Source organism: Methylocaldum gracile, assembly GCF_053646815.1.
The window spans coordinates 44325-66471 of the sequence record NZ_CM132196.1; the positions used below are offsets into that span (position 1 = coordinate 44325).

Genomic DNA, 22147 nt, shown 5'->3' on the forward strand with positions numbered 1-22147 from the left:
CACGGCCTAGAGCTTGTACAACGGCTCCAGATCCGCGGCTACGGACGGTTTGCCCGCCTTGGACGAGATCATCGGGTCGGATCGAAAAGCCGCCCAAAGGGCCTGCCCTTGCCAACCGGGTTCCGGGTGTCGGTAAAGTGTGCGGTTCAGCCGCTCGATTTCACGACCCAATTCGCCTTTGCAACGCCGCTCCAGGTCCTCCAAACCCATAACGCGAGCCGAAGGCCAACGCTGTCTCGCCCAATCCAAGAGAGCCTGCCGCGCCGCGGCGGGGTCGTTCTTCCGGCAGGCTATTCTCAAGGCGTTTGCGGCCGAGCGCTCGGACCGACCGTCGTCGTATGACTGCGGGACCGGCGTCTTCCGGGGCCTGCCGCTGAGCCACCAGGCCGCGGCGGTTCCAATCCAGCCCAGCCCGAATAACAGAGCCAGCCAAAACCAGAGCCCGCTTGCAGGACCTGCAGGTAGCGCCTCGCTCGGCAGCGAAGATTCCGGTCGTGCCGGAGCGGCGGACGATCCCGAACGTGTCGTGGGCAAAGCGGGTGGGGTGGATTCCGGCGATTGGGCTCCCGGCAGCACGGTCAGGGTGCGCTCGGGAACCCGCGCGGCCTCCATCCGCTCGGTCTTGGTGTTCCACCAGGGGATTTCGATCGGCGGAATCCGGTAGGTTCCGGAACGCGCGGGAATCAGGGCGATTTTTTCCTGCCGGACGCTGGCCAGTCCGGTCGTCAGTTTTTCCTCGTTCAGCAGCGGTTGATCCGGGTAACGCTTGATGTCCGCCGGGGATTGTCGAGAGGCTTGCGGCTCCAACTCGGGCAACAGGCCGACCGTCGTTCCATCGGCCCGCACGGTGATGGTCCGGGTGATCGGTTCGCCAACCGTGGTTTGAGGGGCATTCTGCGACCAGGAATCGTCGATTTCCAGGTGTTCCGCCGGCAGCCAGTGTTTGCCGGAAAAAGCCGCCGGAATCGGCCGGACGTCCAATCTCACCGAATCCGAATGCGCGCGCAAAATGTGAGTCGAGTGATTGAAAAACTGATTGAAGAGGGATCGCCCGCCGGCCGCGCTTCGGGCTTCGAGCGTCAACGGTTCCAAAAGGAGAGTCCCGCTCTTCTGCGGAAAAATCGCATACTTACGTTCAATTGCCGTGTACTGGAGGCCGCTGCGATGGGTGGTATAGCGCCGGTCGTCGCCCAGCCTTTGAATCAAGGCATCCTCGGCCGAAGGCTCGCTGAGATTTGCAGCGCTGAAATGGACGCGGCTCAACACTCGAACCGTGTAGATCACCTGGGCCTGGACATAGGGATTCTTCGGTTCGGCCTCGACTTCCAGGAAAAAATCCTCGCCGTTGCCACCCGCCAATGGCGGGGGCGATCCGGCGACCTGGAGAGTCAAGGGTTGGGATCGGTCGGTTCCGAAGGCGATGGGCGGGACGGTCAGCGTGCCCGTCCGTTTCGCCATGACCGTGACTTGCCATTCCGTCCGCTTGCTGAAACGGCCGTTGATGAGCGAAATCTGGCTGCTTTGCGATTGACCGAGGACATGGAAATCCTTTTCCAGTGGCGCGAAGTCCGGATCGTCGTCCGGCGTTTTTTCCGCCGAAAAGATGAGCGTGAAGGATTCGCTCACCGGTACCGGGTCGCGGTCGGCGGTCACGCTGATCGCCGCGGCCGAAGCGCTTCCCGCATGGAACAGAAAGATCAAGGGCCATAGGCGAATCAATCGGCGCAGAACGGATAACACCCGATTGGAATCCGGGTTCAACCTTGGGTCAGAGCGATGCGCCCAGAGAAAACACGAATATGAAAAAAAGAGTTCGCTCATGGTCTAGGCTCCGCGCCTTGAGTCCTTTGTCGTTGACGGTACTGGTAATAAAACTTGCGTTTTAGAAGGCCGCCGGGATCGTCCGGGATACGCCGCAGCCATTGCTCCTCGGCCTGGCGGGTTTCATCGGTCTTACCCGTTTCCGCTGTCGCCGCAGCGGCCTCCCGCTCACCGCTTTCGTCGGGCCGTCTATCCTGTGCTTGGCCGGCGGTCTGTTGCGGGTCGGACGCGTCGTCGGGCGTTTTTTCGCCATTCTTATCCGGCCGATCTTGCGCCTTGCTTTCCGATCCGGAGGCGGCGTCGGCGCTTTCGGGCGAACTGTTTTCACCGTTCGAGCCATCGTCCCGCGGCTGGGCGTCCTGTTCCTTGCCCGCTTGTTCGTGTGGTTTTTCCTCTTCGTTTTTTCGATCCTGACCGTCCGATGGCCCTTGCGGCGATTGCGAAGACTTGGATTCGGATTCCGAGCCCGAATCCTTCTGACTTTTCTGCTGTTCTTCGTGCTGCTTCTTCTGCTGTTCCAGGGCTTTTTCGACGAGTTCCTTGTTGTAGCGGGCGTCCTCATGGCCAGGATCCAGCTCCAGGGCTTTCTGGTAAGCCTTGATGGCCTCGTTGTAACGTCTCTGCCGGGCCAGGGCGTTGCCGCGATTATAATGGCCGGTCGCCGAATGCGACTCCTCTAAGAGTTTGGCCGCGTCCTCATAGCGTCCGGCCTTATACTGGGCGGCCGCTTTCCATTCGGAATCTTGAAATTTTTTCGCCGCTTCATCGTAATTCTCGGCTTGAAAGGCTTGCCGAGCCTGTTGGTCGGGCCTTTGCCACAGGTTATGCCAGTCCAGCGCCTGGGCATCGTTCGGAACCGGGGCTGCCAGAACCAACAGCCAGGCGGCGAGCCATCCGCGCCGGAACGACAAGGCCGCGAGCGGCAGTAGGGCCAGCAGCAGCCAGACACCCTGTTCCTTCCATTGGTCCACGTTCAGGGTCTTTTCGTTCTGCGTATCGGCGGCGGCATGCTGTTCGAAAAATCCCAATAGCGCATCGAGATCGCCCGCAGTGGCGGTGAGATTCCGATAGATGCCGCCCCCGGCTCGGGCCAGCTTCCGCAGCGCGTCGGTATCGAGCCGCGGAACCACGATATTGCCGGTATCGTCCTTCAAGAATCCGCCTTCGGGCATGGGAACCGGCGCGCCCTCCTCGGTGCCGACGCCCAGCACGGAAATGCGATAACCCTCGGTTTTCAGCCGGTGCGCTGCCTCCTCGGCCTCCGCCGCCCGTTCTCCGGCGGTGACCAGCAGGATATCGCCGGACCGCAGGCCGGCTTGCCTCAAGAGCCGCGCAGCGGATTCCAGCGCAAGATCGATGCGAGTTCCCTGTACGGGCATCAGGCCGGAGTTTAGGGCGAAGAGTTGCGCGGCGATGGTGGCCGCATCGTCGGTCAGCGGCGTGACGGTGAACGCATCGCCTGCATAGACGACCAAAGCGGTTTGACCGTCCTTGCGCGTCTTCAGGATATCGGCAATCTTGTAGCGGGCACGCTCCAGACGGGTCGGCTTGAGATCGACCGCCTCCATGGCCGAAGAAAGGTCGAGTACGATGACCACGGCCGCGATATTGCGAAAAGCCGGTGCGGGCAGACGCTCCCAAACCGGCCCCGCCAAAGCCATGATGGCGACGATGCCGCCCAAGGCCGCGGCGAACAGCGGATGGCGGCTCGCTCGGCCGTCCCCGCCGATGAGTACGTGGGGCAGCAGCGCATCATCGCAGATGCCCTTCCAGTCTCCGGTGCTCCGGCGCCGCCGGTACAACCCCCAAAGTATCGCCGCGAGCGGGAGGACGGCCAAAAGCCACCAGGGCCTCAAGAAATGAAACTCGTTCATCGGCAATCGTTGTCGCGATTCATGGATTCAGCGTTGTAGCCCATCATCTCCGGCCCAAGCAGTCATTCCCGCAATTTGCTTACCCCCAGCACAGCCGCCAATAGCAGCGCGGCGGCCAGGGGCCAGTGATAGAGCTCGGTCCTCGGCCGGTAAAAATGCTTTGTCCGTTCCACCGGCTCCAGTTCGTCCAACAGTGCGTAAATATTCTCCAATTCGTTGGTATCCCGCGCCCGGAAGTAGCGACCGCCGGTTTTTTCGGCGATGGCGTTCATGGTTTCCTCATCGAGGTCCTGAGACGGATTGACGCGCCGTGTGCCGAAAAGATCGTTGACGATCATCTGATCGGCCCCGACGCCTATGGTATAGATTTTTAGCTTCTCGCGCGCCGCGACTTCGGCCGCTTGCAGGGGGGAAACCGCGCCGGCGGTGTTGGCCCCGTCGCTGAGCAGTATCAGAACCCGCTGTTCGGCGGGATTGTCCCTAAGGCGCTTGGCGGCGAGGCCGATGGCGTCTCCGATGGCGGTCTTGTCGCCGGCGAGTCCGATGACCGCTTCGTCCAGCAGGATGTGCACCGTGGTGCGGTCGAAGGTCAACGGGGCTTGCAGGTAGGCTTGCTCGCCGAACAGGATCAAGCCGATGCGGTCGCCCACGCGCCGTTCGATGAACTGGCCGGCCACCCATTGGGTTGCGGTGAGGCGATCCACTGCCCGGCCATGGAGGAAGAAGTCCTCGATTTCCATACTGCCGGAAAGATCGACCGCCAGCATCAGATCGCGGCCGCTGACCGCCTGCTCGATAGGCTCGCCGAGCCACTGCGGGCGGGCCGCGGCGCTGACCAGCAACACCCAGCCGGCGACGGCGATCCAAATGGCATGCGGCTTGGTTTTCGTTACGCCCTGGCTTGACGGAAGGCTATCGAATTCCTCGAGAAACGGCGTCCGCAGCGCCGCGCCGCCCGGCTCCGGCGCGGCGGGCAGCCAGCGGCGGATCAGCCAGGGCAAGGGCAAAACCAGAAAAACCCAGATCCAGGCGAATTCGATCATGGTTCGGTGGCGGCCTGCTGAGGCGCGGAATTTTTCCGGGGCGGCACGACGGTTCGAGGCAGGGCCTTAAGCCAGTCGCGGCACAGCGTGATCAGGCGATCCATATCCGCATCGCCCACCGGGCGGTACGGCGCATCCAGCAACGCCCGGCCGACACCCCGAGAAAAGCGGGGCGTTCCGAGCGGCCGGTCCAGCCATTCGAGCCAGCCCTCTCCGGTCAGCCCCGCCACATCTTCTCGAGGGTAGGCGCTCAAACCGGCCCGGCGCAGCAGGATGGACAGTCTTCTCAATTTTTCGGTCATGCCCAGCGTCGAATCCTTTTGCAGCGCGTCCAGCTCCCGCAAGGCGAGCTTCGCCACCGTGACCTGCCGCCAGCGGCGAATAAGCCATGCCGCAGTCGCGATCAGCAAAACCGCCGCGACCGATACGATCCACCAGCCGATCGCGGGCGGCCACCAGCTTATCGGGTCCGGCAGATGAATATCGCGTAGCGGCAAGGTTTCCATGATCAGGCGTGGAAAAGCGACGGGCGGCTGCTCTGCTGCAAAACGAAAAAAGGCTCGTCCGTGGTGCGGCAGGCAACGAAGCGTATGCCGTGCCGGCGGGCCAGCTCGCGCAACCGTTCCTCGCGGACCCGGAACGAATGTTCATAGACGTCGGCGGTCCGCGCATCGGCATTCAGCAAAACATCGCGGCGGCCGTTGCTGAACCGGTGAGGTCCCAGAGGCAGGCGTTGCTCCAACGGATCGAAGATGAACACCAGCACCAGATCGCAGTGGCGGGACAACCGGCTCAGGCTCGCCTCGCCGGCGGCGGTCAGATGCCGGAAATCGCTGAACACGAACACCAGGCTGCCCGGTCGCGCGTGGCGCGGCAGACGAATCAGTGCGTCTTGCAAGGCAGTCTCCGGCGTGTCGTCGCTTCGGGGGGACGCTTGGTCGACCAGCATTTTGAGGAGTCTCAACACCGCACGGTGGCCGTGCTCAGGTTTGAGCTCGATGCTTTCCGCCTCGGAGAAAATCTGTCCGCCGACGCGATCGCCATGCCTTCGGGCGCTCCAGGCGATGAGCGCCGAGAGCCTGGCCGCCATCGCCGATTTGAACATGCCACGGGTTGCGAAGAACATCGCCGATCGGTAGTCCACCGTCAGAAAAACCGGCCTTTCGCGCTCTTCGCGGAAAAGCTTGGTATGCGGCTTGCCGGTGCGCGCCGTGACGCGCCAGTCCAGGTTGCGGACATCGTCGCCCTGGGCGTAGAGCCGCGTTTCGTCGAACTCCATGCCGCGCCCCTTGAAAGCCGAGAGATACTGCCCGCTCTGCAAGGCGCGTACGGTCGGCCGGGCCAGCGTCAATCCCGCCGCGGGCTGGCTGAGCCGGATCAAATCCTCGAGCGTCGGCCGGACCAGCGAGTTGTCGGGCTTCGTCGTAGCCAGCGAGCTTCCGGATGATGGGGTGGGCATGGAGGTAAAGGGTTAATTCAGAAAACGCTGCAACACATTATCCAGGAAATTCCAGCCGGTGTCGGTGCAGCGAATGGCACCGTCGCGCCGTTCGACTAATTCGGCGGCGATGCAGTCGGAAAGTTCCGGTTCCAGGGCAGCCAAGGGTAACCCGGTGTATTTGCCGAACGCCGCTTCGGCGAAACCTTCCCGGAGGCGGAGGTGATTCATCAGAAATTCGAACGGCAGGTCTTCCCTCGGGACCGCGGCCCGCCCGCCCTGCCGATCCGGTCGGCCGGCGAACTCGAGATAATGCTGCGGGTGTTTGATCTTCCAGGTCCGCATTATGGATTGCTCCGCCGCGTTCGTAATCTTGCCGTGAGCGCCCGCGCCGATGCCCAAGTAATCTCCGAAACGCCAATAATTGAGATTGTGCCGGCAGCGGTACCCTTCCCGAGCATAGGCGGATACCTCGTACTGGCGATAGCCATGATCCGCCAAAAGCGCCTGACAGCTTTGCTGCATGGCCCAGATGCGATCGTCCTCCGGCAGGCGTGGCGGGTACTTGTGGAACACGGTGTTGGGTTCCAGGGTGAGCTGATAGAACGAGATATGGGTCGGGTTCAGGCCCACTGCGGTTCGAATGTCCGTCAGCGCCTCGTCCACGGTTTGGTTCGGCAGCCCGAACATCAGGTCCAGATTGAAGTTCTCGAATCCCGCTGAGTGCGCGATTTCGGCGGCGAGCCGCGCCTCTCGGCTATCGTGGATGCGGCCCAGTTTTTTCAGATGCGTGTCATGAAAGCTCTGGATGCCGATCGACAAGCGGTTCACCCCGGCCTCGCGAAAACCCTGGAATTTGGCGATCTCCGCAGTGCCGGGGTTGGCTTCCATGGTGACCTCGGCATCAGCCGCTATGTCGAGCCGTAACCGAATCCCCTCCAAAAGAGCGCGGATCGCGGCCGGACTAAAAAGGCTGGGGGTGCCGCCGCCGATGAATATCGTTTCCACCCGTCGCCCTGCGACGGAAGGCGCTTGTTGTTCGAGATCGGCAAGCAGCGCCTTCGCGTATTCGTGTTCGGGCAGCGCGGTGTCTGCCGCGTGCGAATTGAAGTCGCAATAAGGGCATTTTCTTACGCACCAAGGCACGTGGATGTAAAGGCTGAGCGGGGGTGTCGAAAGCATGGTTTGGGGGTATTTTAACCCGAGATCCGAAGAATAAATGGGCGGGAGGCTGCGTCGGCACCCCGGAATTCGCTGTGCCGACTGCCCGGATCAAGTCCGCAGTGCGTAATAGGCAAGCAGTCCGTAGCAAGTGGCGGCGGTTCCGCCGTGCAGCAGAATCAAGGCCCTAGGCTGAATGCCTTTGGCCCGTTGAAACGAAATGTACAGTCCGGCGGCGATAATGACCAGCGCCAGGCCGATAATCACGTAGAGCCGGGTATCGCCTTTCAGGGCGACCATGATCACCAGAGTCGATCCCAGCAACGCCAAGCCGCCGTGTATCAGGGCGTACAACCGGGAACTGCCCCTTCCCTTGAAGGCGTCGATTCCCATGCCCGCCCCCATGAACGCCACCAAAGTAAAAACCGCAACCGACAACATCAGCATGATCTTCTCCTTGACAACCGGATGTTGGACAAGGTTTCGATTGTAGGGAGGGGACGATTGAACGGCAAGTCGCGCCGGCCGTTCAAATTACTTATTCCGCGGAAAGCCCCGTGAGTCGGTCTTCGAGACGGCGGACGATGGTCTCCACGATCGCTTCCGGCGTTTGCCGAATATCGATCGTGATGGCGTCGGAGGGTTCCTCGAGTGCCGCGAACTGGCTGGGAAGAAGGTCTAGCGGCATGAAGTGCTCCTGCCGGCGCGCGAGTCGTTCGCGGATGAGTTCGAAAGAACCTTTCAGATACACGAAGACCACTTCGCGGTGTCCTCGCGCGAGGCGCTCCCGGTAGGAATGCCGCAGCGCGGAGCAGGCGATGACGGCGGAACGCCCAGTCGCTATGGACGTTTCTATCAGCTCGGCGAGCCGGTCGAGCCAGGGTTCCCGGTCGGCATCCGTCAAAGGCTGGCCTCGCGCCATTTTCTCGATGTTTTGCACGGGATGGAAATCGTCCCCGTCGAAGAACGGCCAACGCAGGCGCTCGGCGAGCCGCTGGCCGATGGTCGATTTTCCGGAGCCCGAGACTCCGAGGAGTACGACGATGGCGATTGGACGGTCCATTATTAAGCTTGACGAAGCACGATGGCCATCGACGGCTCGACGAAACCAGCGGTAAAGGAGTCCACCGTTCTTGCCTCAGTTCGCCTGCGAACCGGAGTCCGGAAGCGTTTGCAGCACTTTCCCATAGCGTTCTTCCAGATCGGCGCGGTCGCTGGCGTCCGGCAGATTGGTCAGCGTGTCCTTATAGATCAAGCGCGCGTGCCGTGCCAGAGCGTTACGATAAGGCTCGGGCAGTTCGGCCTCGGCCAGAACGGCGATCATGTCCAGGAGGCGAATCGCCACGGCCTCGTTCTTCCTGGCGTGCTGGCGCAACTGATTGAACGCTGCATCGAGGATGCCTTCGTAGGTGTAAGGATCGGTCACGACGCAGATGCGCCCGTCTGCACCGCGGCAGAGCGGGGAAGTCAGCTTCCGGCCGGCGAGAAACGACAGCGCCGCTCCCAGCCAATCGATACAGTTGACGGCGGTGAAGGGATCGTTGATGCCGGGCGAAAGAGCGCGGACCGCCACTTCCACCAACTGGTCGACGGCAAACTCGGCATCCTGGATCAACGTGCGCTGAGGTCCTAAAAGAAAGCATTCTCCGATCTCTTCGACGATCGCCTCCGTTACCGCTTCGCGCGGCGAAGCCAAAGCCAGCACATGGCCTTCGATGATGAACTGGCCCGGCCGTTTGAGCAGATGCACGAGCAGATTGTGCCGCTCGGCAATGTCCCGAATCCGCTCCAGTTCGATGGCGTCCAGGTAGCCGTTGCCGGGCGCCGGAATGCCGGAGGCGTGCTCCGCAAAATCGGTCGGCAGTTGCCGCTCCTCGTCCGCGGGATTATTCCGCCCGCCGGGATCGGAAGCTTCCGGAAACAAGTTGCCGAAAGTCTCGATCAAGCGTGCGCCGACATTCTCGACGATGTTCGGCGCCTGTATGAATGTGGCGACCCGGTGGATGAAATAGATCAGCAGCCCGAAACTGAGCACCCCGAGCACCAGAGCGACGCTGACCGAAAGATGGGGAATTTCCGCCCCGTCATCGGTCGAACGGACTCGGGTCAGCACCAGAATGGCGTAGATGAAGGTCGCGATGAACCCGCCGAAAACGATCTGCGTACCCCCTTGCCGCATGAAGTTCGGCAGCAGGCGCGGGCCGAATTGCGACGAGGCGTTGGAGAGCACCAGCATGGCGATGGAAAACACCACCCCCGCCACCGTGATCGCCGAGGACGCCAACGTGGACAAAATCGCTTGAGCCCCCGGTGCGTCCATCACGTAAAGATCGGAGAGAAACGGCAGATATCGCTCGCGGGCCTCCTGATCGACCAGAAACAGCAAGACCGCCAGGATCGCGGCCGTAACCGACATCAAGGCGGGGACGAACCAGTAGCTCGAGCGGAGCGTCTCCCAGAGCTGGACCAGGCGAAGTTTCATGGTTGTTTGGACCGCGCGGGAGCGCCCGCGATTCCGTAACGGTCTGGCAAGCGCTTCATCGGATGCATCGATACGTCCCGGTTTCGTTGTATCCCATACATGGTACGATCAGACTTTTGTCCTTGTCTTCATCGCAAGGAGCTCGATAAGCGCCGGATCGACCGCCAATAAACGATCCTTCCGAAGATCGCGCGAACCAAGCGCGCCGTTTCCTGTCCATCGAGTGGACTTGCTCGCCGGGTCCAATTCCTTGCTGAACAACAATAAACGAGACATCTGATGGAAATTGCCGGAATCTTCATGTTGCTCATCCAGATCGGATTCGCCGTTCACGCGATCCGCCACGGCCATCCGATTTTCTGGGTATTTCTAATTATCTTCCTGCCCTTGCTCGGCTGCATTCTTTATTCGGTGATGGTGCTGCTGCCCGAAGTGATCCAAAGCCGCACCGCCCGGCAGGGTTCCAAGGCCCTGCTGAGAACGCTCGATCCACAAAAGGAGCTCCGAAAACGCCGCGAAGCATTGGAGGTCTCGGACACCATAGGCAACCGGAGCGCACTGGCACACGAATATCTCAGGCATGGCATGCTCGACGAAGCCATCGAACTTTACGAGAGCTCCCTCACCGGGATGTACCGCACCGATCCCGACCTCTTGCTTGGCCTGGCCAAGGCGCTGGTGGAAGCGAACAATTTCGGACGGGCGCGGGAAACGCTCGAAATGCTGTTCGGGGCTAATCCGGAATTCGAAAACCAGGAGGCGCATCTGCTTTACGCCCGCTCGCTCGAAGCGCTCGGCGAACTGGATCGGGCCTTGGACGAATACCGGGCACTGGCTAAATATTCCGCAGGCGCCGAAGCCAAATGCCGCCATGCCCTGCTGCTGAAACGCATGGGAAAAACATCGGAGGCGCGGGCGCTGTTCGAGGACATCCTCAAGGACGCAAAGATCGCATCCAGGCACAGCCACCGGTTGAACAAGGAGTGGGTGGATATCGCGAAGCGGGAGGTGGCGTAGGTCAGTCCGGTTTGAAGGCTCGAACGATGCGCTTCGTGCCTCAGGGTCATAGGATGTGCTGACGAAGGAAGCGCATCGTTCGCGATTGATGCGCTTCACTTCGTTCAGCACCTACTTGAACTATTGGGGTCTTGAACGGCTTAATCGCTTCGCTTGCAAGGTTTTTCGCCAGCGGGTTACTAAGTTATACATCTCAGGGCGGAGTAAAGTTCTCCGGCACTTAGAGTAGTTAGTAGTTAGCTAATAGCATCAATGAAGAAAACAAAACAAAAATGGCAGTTCCAACTTACGACAAGTTTATCGAACCAATACTTCGATTTTTAGCCTTACGGCCAAATGGGGCGCCTGCACGAGAGGCTCATGAATCTGCAGCTAGCGCACTCGCCATTTCGGAAAGCGACAAGCAGGAACTGCTGCCAAGCGGAACGCAGCCAGTTTATAAGAACCGCGCAGGGTGGGCTCACGACAGGCTGAAAAGAGCAGGGCTTTCCAGTAGCCCTCGCCGTGGCTACTGGCGGCTAACTGCCGACGGGATGGCATACGCTGCGAGTCATCCCACCCCATTACCTCCCGAGGAAGTTGAGAAACTTGCGATTGGGTTTATGGACGTTAGACTTCGCCAGCCTCTGGGTTCAGACGCACTTAGCCCTTCAGGGCAGACCACCACGTCTTCGATCTCGGCCGTAGCTAGCCCTGACGACCGTCTCGGCGAGGCGATCGCCGAGCTTCGTCGCTCAGTCGCAGCGGAACTGCTCGAATCGCTTTCCGTTGTTTCTCCGAAATTCTTTGAAACCATTGTCCTTGATCTTCTACATCGCATGGGATACGGCGCGAGCCGAGCAGATCTTCAACGGGTTGGGGGCTCCGGCGACGGTGGAATCGATGGGATCATTTCGCTAGACAAGCTCGGATTGGAGAAGGTTTATGTTCAGGCGAAGCGTTGGCAGCAAGCGGTTGGTCGCCCGGAAGTTCAGGCCTTTTATGGTGCGCTCGCTGGGCAACGCGCTAATAAAGGCGTATTTATTACAACTTCATCCTACACAACGCAAGCAGTAGAGTTTGCAAGGTCGGTTGAGCGCATCGTTTTAGTCGACGGAGCGCGGCTTGCAGAGTTGATGATGGATTATGAAGTCGGGGTTTCATCCCGCACCGTCAAGGTGCCAAAGCTTGATAGCGACTACTTCGATGAAGAATCGACCTAATTCGTCATGCCCAAGCGGTAAGGATTCACAGGACCATAGGATGCGCTGACCAAAGCACGGGCCAATTACAGGGCCGTTCGCGATTGATGCGCTTCACTTCGTTCAGCACATCCTACGCAAGGTGGTTTGAATCGCCGCCGCTTCGTTTCCCTCACCGACCTGAGGCCTAAAGCCTCCGATTCGATCGTCACGCTTCCTCGTGTACCGGCAATACTGACGGCAACCGACACCTTGCCATCGACCGATTGCTCCGATGAATAAGCGTTGCGCTCGATCGGACATGATGGTTTATTGTTAGGCCGGGCTGATGCGGGTTGACCGCGGATGTAACAAATAATTAACAGATCGGCGCAAACCCGCTCCGGCTGGGTACAATAGCCGATTTTCGGCTTGCAACATACGCGACATGAAAGTCCTGCACTGCACATGGATTCCCGAGTGTACCGACGAGTTCGTCCAGCCGGGCGATTTTTGGCTTTGGATAGAGCATGACGGCGAACCCGCCGACGTCTCTGGAGCCGCGAACCGTCATCCTCGGCACCTCACCAAAGCGGAGCTGGTGGCTTTTCTCGAAGGCGAACTCGGGCTGGACGTTTCACCTTATGAACGCCGGTTTCATTTCGCGCCGCAGACGGTCCTTTTGCCGACGGTCGACGGTCGGCCGCTGCCGGGCCTAGAGTTGGAAAGCGGAGTGGACGAAGAGCCCATCGAAGCGGCTTTGACGGGCTGGGAAGTGGACGGCTATCGCCTGGCTCACCCTTTCAAACAGCTCGGCGAGTTGCGTTTTCTGTCGGCTTACCGGACCTCGCAGACCAAGGCGGGCATCGATCTGCTGTTTTGGCATTACTTCACGCAGTCGCTGAAGTCGGTGATCGTGAAGGATCGCTATATCCCGGCGCTGCTCTATCGAACCATGCCGCCCGAAGGCTATGAAATCTACGCCGGCTGGGAAATCGTTTCCGACAGTTATGAACGCCTGATTCGGGAGGCCGTCGAGCGGATGCCTCCGGTTTGTGCGTCGGCCGGCGGTTTTTTTTACGAGAGCGCCAGTCTGCTCAAGCATTGCGCCGATGTCCTGGTGCATCGCACTATCGTCCAGGCGGCGTCTGCCACCAAGTTGGGCCGCAAGATCGAGGGCACGCTGTTGAATGCCTGCCGCAACGGCGCGCCGGCCGGGCATCCGTGGAAAACCGACGAGGGTATCGAGCTCTACCGGCAATGGCTCGGCTGGCGGCGCAATCTGCTCGGGCGCCGCGAGGAAGCGGACCTGGAGTTGGTGTTCCGCTTGCAGGAAGCAGTCTCCGAGGACGATGCCTGGCGATTGGAAATTCTCCTCTCGCCGCGCCGCGATCCCGCCCTGCGCCTGCCTTTGGCCGAATACTGGGGGCTGCGCGCCGAGGAGAAACAGGCTTTCGCCAAGCCGGTCGGTCCGGAGTTCGAGAAAAACCTGCTGCTCGGCTTGGGCCAGGCGGCTCGCATCTATCCGAAATTGTGGGAAGGCTTGGACGAAGAGCGCCCCACCGGGGTCGATCTGGCTTTGGAAGAGGCCTTCGCGTTTCTCCAAGAGGATGCCTGGGTATTGGAAGATGCCGGGTTTACCGTCATGGTGCCCACCTGGTGGACTCCGCAAGGGCGGCGACGTACCAGAATCCGCCTTTACGCCAGCCGCCGCAGCCCCTCGGATGCGGGTACTCGGCGCGATTTGGGCTTGCAGAACCTGATCGCATACCGCTACGAGCTGGCGCTGGGAGCGGAGACCATCGACGAGGCCGAATGGGAACGCCTGGTCGAAAGCAAGACGCCGCTGGTTCGCTACCGCGGTCAGTGGCTGACGCTGGACCGGGAAAAGATGCGCACGATGCTGGAGTTCTGGCGCAAGCACCGGAGCGAGGACGGCGGCATGAGCCTGCCGGAACTGATGCGGAAGACGGCGGAGGATTCGGATCTTTTCGAGATCGATCCCCAGGGAACGTTGCTGGAAATGCTGGGGAAGCTCCGCGATCACAGCCAGCTGCAGCCGGTGGACGACCCGCCGGGCCTGGTTGCGCGGCTTCGGGATTATCAGCGGCGCGGGCTCGCCTGGCTCTGTTATCTCGAAAGTCTGGGGTTGAACGGATGCCTGGCGGACGACATGGGCCTCGGGAAAACCGTGCAGGTAATCGCGCGCTTGGTTCACGAGCGGGTCGAGACGAATCAGCATGCCCCGACCTTGCTGGTCGTGCCCACGTCGGTGATCGGCAACTGGAAGAAAGAGCTCGAGCGCTTCGCGCCCGGCCTGCGCGCCATCGTCCATCACGGCGGCGGACGTTTTCGGGATGTCGGACGTTTTCGGGAGATCTGCGCGGAGCACGATGCGGTTATAACGTCCTATGCCTTAGTGCGACGGGACGAGAAACTGTTTTCTCAGATCCGATGGGCGCGGATCGTGCTCGATGAGGCCCAGAATATCAAGAACCCCTTGTCCGCCCAGACCAAGGCGGTTTTGAGGCTCAATGCGGAGCATCGCCTGGCCTTGACCGGAACCCCGGTGGAGAATCGGCTGCTCGACCTGTGGTCGATCTTCAATTTTCTGAATCCCGGTTATTTGGGCAAGCAGACCCAGTTCCGCCAGCGTTACGAGCTTCCGATCCAGCGCGATAACGATCCGGCTCAGACCGAGACCCTGAAACAGCTGATCGAGCCGTTCGTCCTGCGCCGCGTCAAAACCGATCCCAATATCATCAAGGACCTGCCCGACAAGGTCGAAAACAAGCAGTTCTGTCATCTCTGCAAAGAGCAGGCCTCGCTCTACGAGGCCGTGGTGCGGGACGTGGAGCAGCGCCTGACGATGGCCGAAGGTATCGGTCGGCAGGGCTTGATGCTGTCGGCACTGATGAGGCTCAAGCAGGTGTGCAACCATCCTGCCCAATTTTTGCGCGACGGCAGCGAGTTCACGCCCGAGCGTTCTCCGAAACTCGATCGGTTGCACGACATGTTGACCGACGTGATCGCCGAGACCGAAAGCGCTCTGGTGTTCACCCAGTTCGCCGAAGTCGGCGAGAGCCTGTACAAATACTTGCGCGATGCCTTGGGCTGCCCGGTATTTTACCTGCACGGCGGAACGCCGCCGGCAAAGCGCGAGCGGATGATTTCCGAATTTCAGGATCCGGATACCGAGCCCGGCGTGTTCATATTGTCCTTGAAGGCGGGCGGGGTGGGCATCACGCTAACCAAGGCCAACCACGTTTTTCACTTCGATCGCTGGTGGAATCCGGCGGTCGAGGACCAAGCCACCGACCGCGCCTTTCGAATCGGGCAGTGCAAGAATGTTTTCGTCCACAAATTCATCACCATAGGGACGCTGGAGGAGCGTATCGATCGTATGATCGAAGACAAGAAACAGGTGGCTTCGCTGATCGTCGGAAATGATGAATCCTGGCTGACGCGACTCGACAACGAGGCCTTCAAGGAACTGATCGCCCTGAATCGTCAAGCCGTTATGGAGTAGCCCATGAGCAAGATCGGCAAGACCTGGTGGGGCCAGCGGTTCATCGAAGCGATGGAAACATTCACCGACCCGAAGCGGCTGATGCGTGGGCGCCAGTATCTCAGCACCCACCGCATTCTCGGATGGCGGGTGGAGCAGAACAAAGTCCTGGCGCGGGTGCGGGGACGGATGAGCCCCTACCTCGGATTTTACGAGGAGCCCATCTATGAGATTCACATCGAGTTCCTGTCCCTGCCGGCGTCCGCCTGGGATAACGCCATCCGGCTCATCGGGAGTCGTGCGGGATTTCTGGCCCGCTTGCTTCTCAACGAAATGCCGGACGAGATCGAAAAGCCGTTCGAGAATCTGGAAATCGATCTCCTGCCGCGGAGCCGCAAAGACATCAAGACGCGCTGTTCATGTCCCGATCCGGAAAATCCGTGCAAACACATTGCCGCTTTGTATTACCTGCTCGCCTCGCGGCTGGATCACGATCCCTTTCTATTGTTCGAACTCCGGGGACTTCCCCGCGCCGAACTGGCCCGGCGACTTCAGAGCACGCCCTTGGGGGCGGCGCTAGCTACCGCCTTGACGGAGAACGGGGGCGAATTGTACCCGGCGGAGTCCTACTTCAGTCGTCCCGTGCCCAGCACCGTGCCGGACACAGTCGTTCCCAGGGACTACTGGCGCGGCGCGAAGAAACTGCCCTCCGGCGTGGAACCGCCGGAACCCGCTCCGGTTTCGGGCATTCTGGTCAAAAAAGGCGGCGATTTCCCGCCGTTCTGGCCCAAGGACGTGTCCTTCGTCGACGTGATGGAGGCCTTTTACGAGCAGGTCAGGAAAAAGGCGAAGGATTGGATGTGAACGAAGCGAGCGACAATCGGGAAAATCCATCGATGTTGTCGGCCGTCCACGCAAGTTCCTCATATGCTTTTTCGTCAGCCGGGGCATTCAAGTCGCCGGCGAAATCATGGAAGCCTGATCCCATTTGCCAAGCGGGCTAGCGGCAGTTTGACCCGAAGCGTTTGCTAGAGCGTTCTCATCTCGCTCGTACGGCAAAACAGGCCTGCTGGAGTCGTTGGCGCCTTCGGCCAGGGTAGCTCGACTCAAGCTTTCGTAGGTCGGCAATCCTTTGCCGACGAAGACGCTCGGCGGGGACGTGTCGTCGGGAAGGGCGGCTTCGGCGCTCCAATCGCAAACGGTCATCCCAGGAGCGCTGGGATGACCCTTCCAATCGCAAACGGCCTGGCCGGGAGCGCCGGCCACGCCCTTCCCGAAGACGCCGTTTGCGATTGGAAGGGGCCGATTAAAGGCCCGTTTGCGATTGGGAAGGGATTCCCGACCTACTCGCGAGTGCCCGTACAGTCGGTATGAAAATGCTCTAGCTCCCAAGCCTCGTCCGGAATCGATTTCGCTTGCCAATGCATGATCCTAGAAACGGCAGTTGACCGCTTCGATGCACCTGAAAAGCCCGATGAGTCCTGAACGTCCCGCCCTGCATCAATCTCACCTTTTGGGTGAAGCCGCTACGCACCCGATTGCACGGCGGGCGGGCCACCTGGCGGCGTTGCTCCTTCTTGCGGGAGACTACCCCGCGGCGGCGTCGCGCCTTGCCAGCCGACCCGCCCGCCGCACACTCCGGCACGTCCAACTGCCGTTTCTAGGATGATGCGATTCCAACATGGTCGATCCAGCTCAAGTGCTCGCACGCGTTCTCAACGATCGAGAGGCCCGCCGTCGCGGCTTGGTCCCGAACGGAGAGCCATAAGCCGGCCGGTCTTTCAGAATCAGTGTGGATTCGCTCCCTGCCTAACCGGATGCCGCGCATCCCGCGATATTCTCCGATGGAGTACTTCAGCCAGGCTTTCGGCCGACTGCATGCCCGAGAGGGGTATGCCTTGGACTACGAAGGATGGCGCTTCCTCGAAACCGAATTCGAGTGCCTCCGCGGTGTCCCTGGCGATGGCCTCGCCGATCTCCGCGGAGGAAAGGCACTGTACCAAGGCGGCGGAATCGATACCCAGCCTGCGAGCGAGTACCGGGAGGGTTTCGTCTTTGTACCAGGCTTCTCCGAAAGGCGGCGGACCCCGCGTCAAAAGCTCCTTGCGCATGCGCTGGAAGGCGCCCAGCCGGCCGGCGCAGCGCGACAAGCGGGCCGCCTCGCTCGCCACGGGATCGTACACGGGAATGAAATCGCGGAAGACGACGCGCACTTTTCGGTCGCCGGCCAGGAGCCGATCGATTTCCCGATGGGAGTTCCGGCAAGGCGTGCAGCGGTAGTTGGTGTAGACGACGAGACGCAGTCCTTCCCGTGCGCCCAAGACGGGGGCATTCGCCTCGATCATGGGAAGACGGGGTGGAGCGGGCTCCTCAAGCAGGATCTCGATGCGGGCCGAGGCCCGCAGCCTCTCGACCAACGCGGTGCGACGGGCATGGGCTTTACGGAAAGCCAGGTATTGTCGGGCACGTTCGGGGTCCGATACCGGCCGGCCCGCCGCGCTTTCCGACTGGATGAATGCATTCAACTCCTCGTCGCGGACGGCCGCGTCCTGTGTCGCTTTTGTCAAAAGATTCTCGGTGGTAATGCCGCGTCGCCGGGCCTCCTCGTTCAGCAGCCGATTCTCGATGGCCGCTTCGAGGTTACGCTGCCGCTCGAGATGGATCTCCTTTCTCAGCCGATAGAGACGAAGCGCTGCGGCTTGCTCGAGTTTCCCGGCCGGGATGGGGACACCATCCACCAGCGCCACGGTTCGCTCCGGGACCAGCGGCTGTTCGAGCTCCCGCGCTTCCGGGAGCAGGATTTTAATGGCATGGCCTTTCCGGAGATCGCGGCGCGTCTCGGCGCTTCTGGCTTCGAGCGCTTTCTGCTCCAGATAGTGCCGGATCGCGGGCCGCGCAGCACTCGGATGGCGCCTGGTCTCGGCGGGCGCGAAAGGCCCCTCGAAATCTTCCGCCCGTGACGAACGAAAGTCGCGGATCGCTTCATCCGTGACCGGCTTGGACGAAGGGGATTTCATCGCCGCCGAGGACGTCCGAAGGTGCCGGTCGATCAGCCGATCAAGCGTCCGGGCAGCCTGGTCGACCAAGGCTTGGTGCAATCGGACGATCTTCGGGCGCGAAGGCGCGTCGATCTCGGATAACAAAAGCGTCTGTCCGTTCATTCTGGCCGCCGCCTCGTCGCCAAGAGCGGCCGGGCTTCCGACCAAGAAGAGCATCAGGAGGATGATCCACATTGGGCGATGTTATCGACGCGATCCGCCAGGCTCCGCCGGATGGACTTCCTCGACGGGATTGCCGTCGAGTCCCCGCAGGAAGTCCGAGAAGCCGATGCCGAGCTCTTCGCGAAAAAGGCGATCCGATTCCACCAGCACCAGCGTGCGCGCCAGGTGATCGCGCAGGGAATCGGGATTTTGGGGATCGAGAAATTCCGAGCGCAATCCGGCCGAGGCATCGCGCAGCCGTCGTAGAGCCTCGAGCAGCCGCGCCGTCCGATCGGGGCTGAGCCTTTGGCCGAGGCGCTGCTCCACTTCGCGCTCGAGCGCGCCGCTAACCAGGGCGTCCCATTGCTCGTGGCGCACGGGATCAAACTCGACATCGGGATCGGGAGGCGGCGGAGGAATTGTTGGCGAAGAAATCGGACCAGGGGTTGTGACGGAAATGGATGTGGAGGAGGCTGTCGATTGCCGCGCGGCGGAAGATTCCAGCTGAGTCCGCAGCACCGCGAGTTCCTGTTCCGCCTTCCGGGCGCGCGCCTGCCATTGCTCGACATCTTCGCCGACCGGAACCTGCGGCGAATGAGTAGACAGAAGTACCGCGATCGCGCCCGCCACTCCCGCGCCTGATAAGAATGCGGCGACCCGGCTCATAACGCGGCTTAGTCAAGTTCCTGATGTTCCCTGAACGGACCGCTATTCCAGGTCTCCCTGGATAGAGCCTTTTGTCCTTCCCAGGAACTATGGAAACAGTCGAGGTTGGAGAGTTCGCTCTGCGTGAACGGATAGGTGAAGCTCACATCGGTAAACCAGATGAACTTGTCCTGATGCTGTGCGGCCTTGTTCTCGGTGATTTCCCGGAGCATCTGGTTGTACGCCATGATCCGGGACAGCGCAAAAGCACGGTCCGAATCGGTCGCATCGGGCGAAAGCACCGAGCCGCAACTGCCCGACGTCGCCCAAACCTCCGGGCAATCGACCAGCCCCAGCGATTGTTTGACTCGGCCCTGGTTATAGACCTCGACGATATTGGGGATTGCCACTACCTGCACGGTAGCGCCCGCAGCCAAATTCGCGAGCAGGGTATCCATGCCGCCCTCGAATCGCGTTCTGAACTGCTCGTCGGTGGGAAGATCGGCGATCGAGTCCTTGCACACATCGTTCGAACCCAGCAGCACCGTGGCATAAGTCACGTTCTTGCCGGCCGTGCCGGACGCTTGAGCCGCCAGATTGCCCATCGTCGCACCGTTTTCGGCCGCCGTCTGATTGCTGCGATCGCTGTCTCCGAAATTGGCATCGATGCGCTGGTTATGCGACTCGACATCGGGCAAATCGAAGAGATCCTCCCAAAAGCCGTGATAACCGTTCACCCAGCTCAGGTTCAGATTATCCAAGGGTATATTGGCATTGAATCCCCGCGTCATGGAATCGCCCGTCGAAAAGAGCCGCTTCGGCTCGCTTTGGCCCGGTTCCAGGGCGAGCACCGAGCGGGCCACGAGGAATACCGTCAATAAGGTTCCTGATGTGACTAGGCTATGAATCTTCATAGCGATCTCCTATCCGATGAGGTTTCCTAAGTGACTAAAGGCAGGTGAGGAAGTTCATGAACCGCGCGATACGGCGCGAAGTCCGGCTTCTACGCCGTCCAGGCTCGTTTCAATTTCGGTCCAGTAAAGCTTATGGCCGGCTAATTTAGCTATCCGATCGGAAGGAGTATTTCGTCGGGCACGAACGATGCGAACTTTGGAGGCGGGGCACTATCAAATGCAATAAATGGCTTGTACCGCTATGTCATAGCAAATAGCAGGGAAGAGGCATGGCAAGCAATCGACCGACACGTAATCCGATCCTGTGTTGCGACGATACCTTGAACCGCTCCTACGCAGATCGGTGCAGGACGAATAAAGCCAGAAGCTTTACTTTTCAATACAATAGCTTGTGCGTTGTTTTATCGGCACTGCTATCGCTCGGCGCGCTATTCATTTCCACCGAAGTGCAAGCACAGGAATGCGAAGATACCCCGGAAGGTCGCATCTGCCGCGTTCGCCAGCCGATCATTGCGGGAACGGAGGTTGATCTCGAGACCCAGCGTCAACTCGGGCTTATCACGATCAATGGCTGCTCGGGAACACTTCTCAATCGGTACTGGGTATTGACCGCGCGTCACTGCGTCACCCAACCACCTCCTCCAGGAGGGATGAGGACTGTTAACGACCCGATCTCCAACCCCCTTATGCCGCCCGATCAGGTGCGCGTCACGGCCGACTGGGCACCTGGCCAGGTTGGCATCGCTTCGCGTATCCATGATTTCGCGGTGAACGTGAATGCGTTCGCGGTAAACGTGAATACGACCGACATCCGTGACATTGTCCTCGTCTACCTAGGAGCCGCCGATCTTGGCGCAGTGGACAGTCAGCGGATCTATGTCGTCGCACGTGACCAAGGTGGCGGATCGGTCGTGCTCAGCGGCCGACTGACGACCACCGACACGGTCACCCAATATGGCCGCGGTTTTTCCACGTTTGCTACCGGCGTATTCGGCACGCCCACCGCACAGCCATCCGGTGGCCTGGGTACCTATCGCAGCGCGCCTTTCATGCCTTCGTCTATCACGGATACTGGTTATGAGCTTGTCATGAACAGTGCGAACCAGGTGGGTCAAGGCGGCGACAGCGGAGGTCCGACTGTGGTCACCGCCAACGGATTCGGCATCGGCATCGCGGGGGTCCAGTCCACTTGCTCACCGACTGGATACATCCCCAACACGCCTGCCGCCTCGCAAAATTGGTCTTGGGCCACCGGCGCCAGTGCCTGCCAATACGTGTCGACCGAACCCTTCATCAACGAGATCCTAAGCACCACCAAAGCGACGCCGGAGTGCGCCATCGGCCCCGCCTGCGCCATTATACCCATCGTTCGCGGCGCCCTACGGACAGCCGACTGACACCATCCGCCCACATCAACGGAGGACTACATGCGCCCTATCGCCATAATGCTCGCCACGGCCGCCGCCGGATTATCCGCGCCAGCCGTCGGTCAGCCGGTTTCTCAGGCCGGATCGATCACCATGGTACGCACAGGCTGGAATCTGGATAGCTTCGCCGTCGTCACCGCCGAGCCGATCGTCAATCCCGCCGGTTGCGCCACGCCGGACGGCTACATCTCGGATAAATCGTTTCCCGGCTATGAGACGTTTTATTCCGCCGCACTCACGGCGTTCGTTGCCCGCCGCCGCGTGATAATGGTCGTGGACGACACCCAGTGCATCCACGACCGGCCGAAGATTGTCGGTATCAATATTACTTCGGAGTAGCGCTGCGAACGCCATCTTCCGGGACGTTGACTGCACCGCGTGAGTCGCATCGCAAAGGATGCCAAGGAGCGGTGGGGCGGGGCACACGCGTGCGTAGGGATCGGGCTTCGATAGAGCA

The 22147-nt window shown here is 60.7% G+C and carries 18 protein-coding genes; 6 read left to right on the forward strand and 12 right to left on the reverse strand.

The features are described 5' to 3' along the window. Window positions 1-6: 6 nt before the first annotated feature. From ACWJJK_RS00205 to ACWJJK_RS00245, 9 genes are all read right to left on the reverse strand, one after another. Window positions 7-1821: a BatD family protein gene (locus ACWJJK_RS00205; protein ID WP_454128528.1), complete on the reverse strand. Its 1815-nt coding sequence runs from the start codon at window positions 1819-1821 to the stop codon at window positions 7-9. Then, window positions 1818-3695, reverse strand: coding sequence for a VWA domain-containing protein (locus ACWJJK_RS00210; RefSeq protein ID WP_156879950.1), 1878 nt, complete (start codon window positions 3693-3695; stop codon window positions 1818-1820). Before ACWJJK_RS00210 ends, ACWJJK_RS00205 begins: the two co-directional genes overlap by 4 nt. Before the next feature lie 62 nt (window positions 3696-3757). Continuing rightward, window positions 3758-4738, reverse strand: a complete 981-nt coding sequence (locus ACWJJK_RS00215) for a vWA domain-containing protein (protein WP_156879951.1) — start codon at window positions 4736-4738, stop codon at window positions 3758-3760. Next, window positions 4735-5244, reverse strand: coding sequence for a DUF4381 domain-containing protein (locus tag ACWJJK_RS00220; RefSeq protein ID WP_156879952.1), 510 nt, complete (start codon window positions 5242-5244; stop codon window positions 4735-4737). Before ACWJJK_RS00220 ends, ACWJJK_RS00215 begins: the two co-directional genes overlap by 4 nt. A gap of 2 nt (window positions 5245-5246) precedes the next feature. Continuing rightward, entirely contained in the window at window positions 5247-6197 is a 951-nt protein-coding gene (locus ACWJJK_RS00225) for a DUF58 domain-containing protein (RefSeq protein WP_156879953.1), read from the reverse strand. Window positions 6198-6209: 12 nt separating this feature from the next. Then, window positions 6210-7358, reverse strand: coding sequence for a radical SAM family heme chaperone HemW (gene hemW, locus ACWJJK_RS00230; protein WP_086134412.1), 1149 nt, complete (start codon window positions 7356-7358; stop codon window positions 6210-6212). Window positions 7359-7448: 90 nt separating this feature from the next. Continuing rightward, window positions 7449-7784 carry a hypothetical protein gene (locus ACWJJK_RS00235; protein WP_077728171.1) on the reverse strand — a complete coding sequence of 112 codons (336 nt, stop codon included), beginning with the start codon at window positions 7782-7784 and terminating at the stop codon, window positions 7449-7451. Between the two features lie 91 nt (window positions 7785-7875). Next, on the reverse strand, window positions 7876-8400 hold the full coding sequence (locus tag ACWJJK_RS00240) for a gluconokinase (protein ID WP_086134411.1): 525 nt from the start codon (window positions 8398-8400) through the stop codon (window positions 7876-7878). 75 nt (window positions 8401-8475) lie between these two features. After that, on the reverse strand, window positions 8476-9819 hold the full coding sequence (locus tag ACWJJK_RS00245) for a DUF2254 domain-containing protein (RefSeq protein ID WP_077728169.1): 1344 nt from the start codon (window positions 9817-9819) through the stop codon (window positions 8476-8478). A gap of 279 nt (window positions 9820-10098) precedes the next feature. Between ACWJJK_RS00245 and ACWJJK_RS00250 the strand changes: the two genes are divergently transcribed. From ACWJJK_RS00250 to ACWJJK_RS00265, 4 genes are all read left to right on the forward strand, one after another. Next, complete coding sequence (locus tag ACWJJK_RS00250) at window positions 10099-10836, forward strand: tetratricopeptide repeat protein (protein ID WP_077728168.1); 738 nt, start codon at window positions 10099-10101, stop codon at window positions 10834-10836. 272 nt (window positions 10837-11108) lie between these two features. After that, window positions 11109-12038, forward strand: coding sequence for a restriction endonuclease (locus ACWJJK_RS00255; RefSeq protein ID WP_086134409.1), 930 nt, complete (start codon window positions 11109-11111; stop codon window positions 12036-12038). Window positions 12039-12444: 406 nt separating this feature from the next. Continuing rightward, window positions 12445-15525, forward strand: coding sequence for a DEAD/DEAH box helicase (locus ACWJJK_RS00260; protein ID WP_086134408.1), 3081 nt, complete (start codon window positions 12445-12447; stop codon window positions 15523-15525). A gap of 3 nt (window positions 15526-15528) precedes the next feature. Continuing rightward, a complete protein-coding gene (locus tag ACWJJK_RS00265; RefSeq protein WP_077728166.1) occupies window positions 15529-16368 on the forward strand; it encodes an SWIM zinc finger family protein in 840 nt (279 codons plus the stop codon). A 923-nt stretch (window positions 16369-17291) separates the two neighbouring features. Here the strand turns inward: ACWJJK_RS00265 and ACWJJK_RS00270 are convergent. From ACWJJK_RS00270 to ACWJJK_RS00280, 3 genes are read right to left on the reverse strand one after another with little or no spacing between them, the layout of a single operon-like run. Next, window positions 17292-18737 (reverse strand): DsbA family protein, encoded by a 1446-nt coding sequence (locus ACWJJK_RS00270; RefSeq protein WP_454128529.1) that lies wholly within the window; start codon window positions 18735-18737, stop codon window positions 17292-17294. A gap of 9 nt (window positions 18738-18746) precedes the next feature. Beyond that, window positions 18747-19370: a hypothetical protein gene (locus ACWJJK_RS00275; protein WP_156881356.1), complete on the reverse strand. Its 624-nt coding sequence runs from the start codon at window positions 19368-19370 to the stop codon at window positions 18747-18749. A gap of 8 nt (window positions 19371-19378) precedes the next feature. Beyond that, window positions 19379-20263 (reverse strand): SGNH/GDSL hydrolase family protein, encoded by an 885-nt coding sequence (locus tag ACWJJK_RS00280; RefSeq protein ID WP_454128530.1) that lies wholly within the window; start codon window positions 20261-20263, stop codon window positions 19379-19381. 269 nt (window positions 20264-20532) lie between these two features. Between ACWJJK_RS00280 and ACWJJK_RS00285 the strand changes: the two genes are divergently transcribed. Then, the gene (locus ACWJJK_RS00285; protein ID WP_454128531.1) at window positions 20533-21660 is read left to right on the forward strand and encodes a trypsin-like serine protease; all 1128 of its coding nucleotides are present in this window, start codon (window positions 20533-20535) and stop codon (window positions 21658-21660) included. 30 nt (window positions 21661-21690) lie between these two features. Continuing rightward, the gene (locus ACWJJK_RS00290) at window positions 21691-22029 is read left to right on the forward strand and encodes a hypothetical protein (protein ID WP_454128532.1); all 339 of its coding nucleotides are present in this window, start codon (window positions 21691-21693) and stop codon (window positions 22027-22029) included. The last annotated feature ends 118 nt before the right edge of the window (window positions 22030-22147 follow it).

Coding starts and splice junctions, on each gene's coding strand:
- ACWJJK_RS00205 (WP_454128528.1), bottom strand. CDS start 1,821: ATGAGCGAACTCTTTTTTTCATATTCGTGTTTTCTCTGGGCGCATCGC.
- ACWJJK_RS00210 (WP_156879950.1), bottom strand. CDS start 3,695: ATGAACGAGTTTCATTTCTTGAGGCCCTGGTGGCTTTTGGCCGTCCTC.
- ACWJJK_RS00215 (WP_156879951.1), bottom strand. CDS start 4,738: ATGATCGAATTCGCCTGGATCTGGGTTTTTCTGGTTTTGCCCTTGCCC.
- ACWJJK_RS00220 (WP_156879952.1), bottom strand. CDS start 5,244: ATGGAAACCTTGCCGCTACGCGATATTCATCTGCCGGACCCGATAAGC.
- ACWJJK_RS00225 (WP_156879953.1), bottom strand. CDS start 6,197: ATGCCCACCCCATCATCCGGAAGCTCGCTGGCTACGACGAAGCCCGAC.
- hemW (WP_086134412.1), bottom strand. CDS start 7,358: ATGCTTTCGACACCCCCGCTCAGCCTTTACATCCACGTGCCTTGGTGC.
- ACWJJK_RS00235 (WP_077728171.1), bottom strand. CDS start 7,784: ATGCTGATGTTGTCGGTTGCGGTTTTTACTTTGGTGGCGTTCATGGGG.
- ACWJJK_RS00240 (WP_086134411.1), bottom strand. CDS start 8,400: ATGGACCGTCCAATCGCCATCGTCGTACTCCTCGGAGTCTCGGGCTCC.
- ACWJJK_RS00245 (WP_077728169.1), bottom strand. CDS start 9,819: ATGAAACTTCGCCTGGTCCAGCTCTGGGAGACGCTCCGCTCGAGCTAC.
- ACWJJK_RS00250 (WP_077728168.1), top strand. CDS start 10,099: ATGGAAATTGCCGGAATCTTCATGTTGCTCATCCAGATCGGATTCGCC.
- ACWJJK_RS00255 (WP_086134409.1), top strand. CDS start 11,109: ATGGCAGTTCCAACTTACGACAAGTTTATCGAACCAATACTTCGATTT.
- ACWJJK_RS00260 (WP_086134408.1), top strand. CDS start 12,445: ATGAAAGTCCTGCACTGCACATGGATTCCCGAGTGTACCGACGAGTTC.
- ACWJJK_RS00265 (WP_077728166.1), top strand. CDS start 15,529: ATGAGCAAGATCGGCAAGACCTGGTGGGGCCAGCGGTTCATCGAAGCG.
- ACWJJK_RS00270 (WP_454128529.1), bottom strand. CDS start 18,737: ATGTGGATCATCCTCCTGATGCTCTTCTTGGTCGGAAGCCCGGCCGCT.
- ACWJJK_RS00275 (WP_156881356.1), bottom strand. CDS start 19,370: ATGAGCCGGGTCGCCGCATTCTTATCAGGCGCGGGAGTGGCGGGCGCG.
- ACWJJK_RS00280 (WP_454128530.1), bottom strand. CDS start 20,263: ATGAAGATTCATAGCCTAGTCACATCAGGAACCTTATTGACGGTATTC.
- ACWJJK_RS00285 (WP_454128531.1), top strand. CDS start 20,533: ATGGCAAGCAATCGACCGACACGTAATCCGATCCTGTGTTGCGACGAT.
- ACWJJK_RS00290 (WP_454128532.1), top strand. CDS start 21,691: ATGCGCCCTATCGCCATAATGCTCGCCACGGCCGCCGCCGGATTATCC.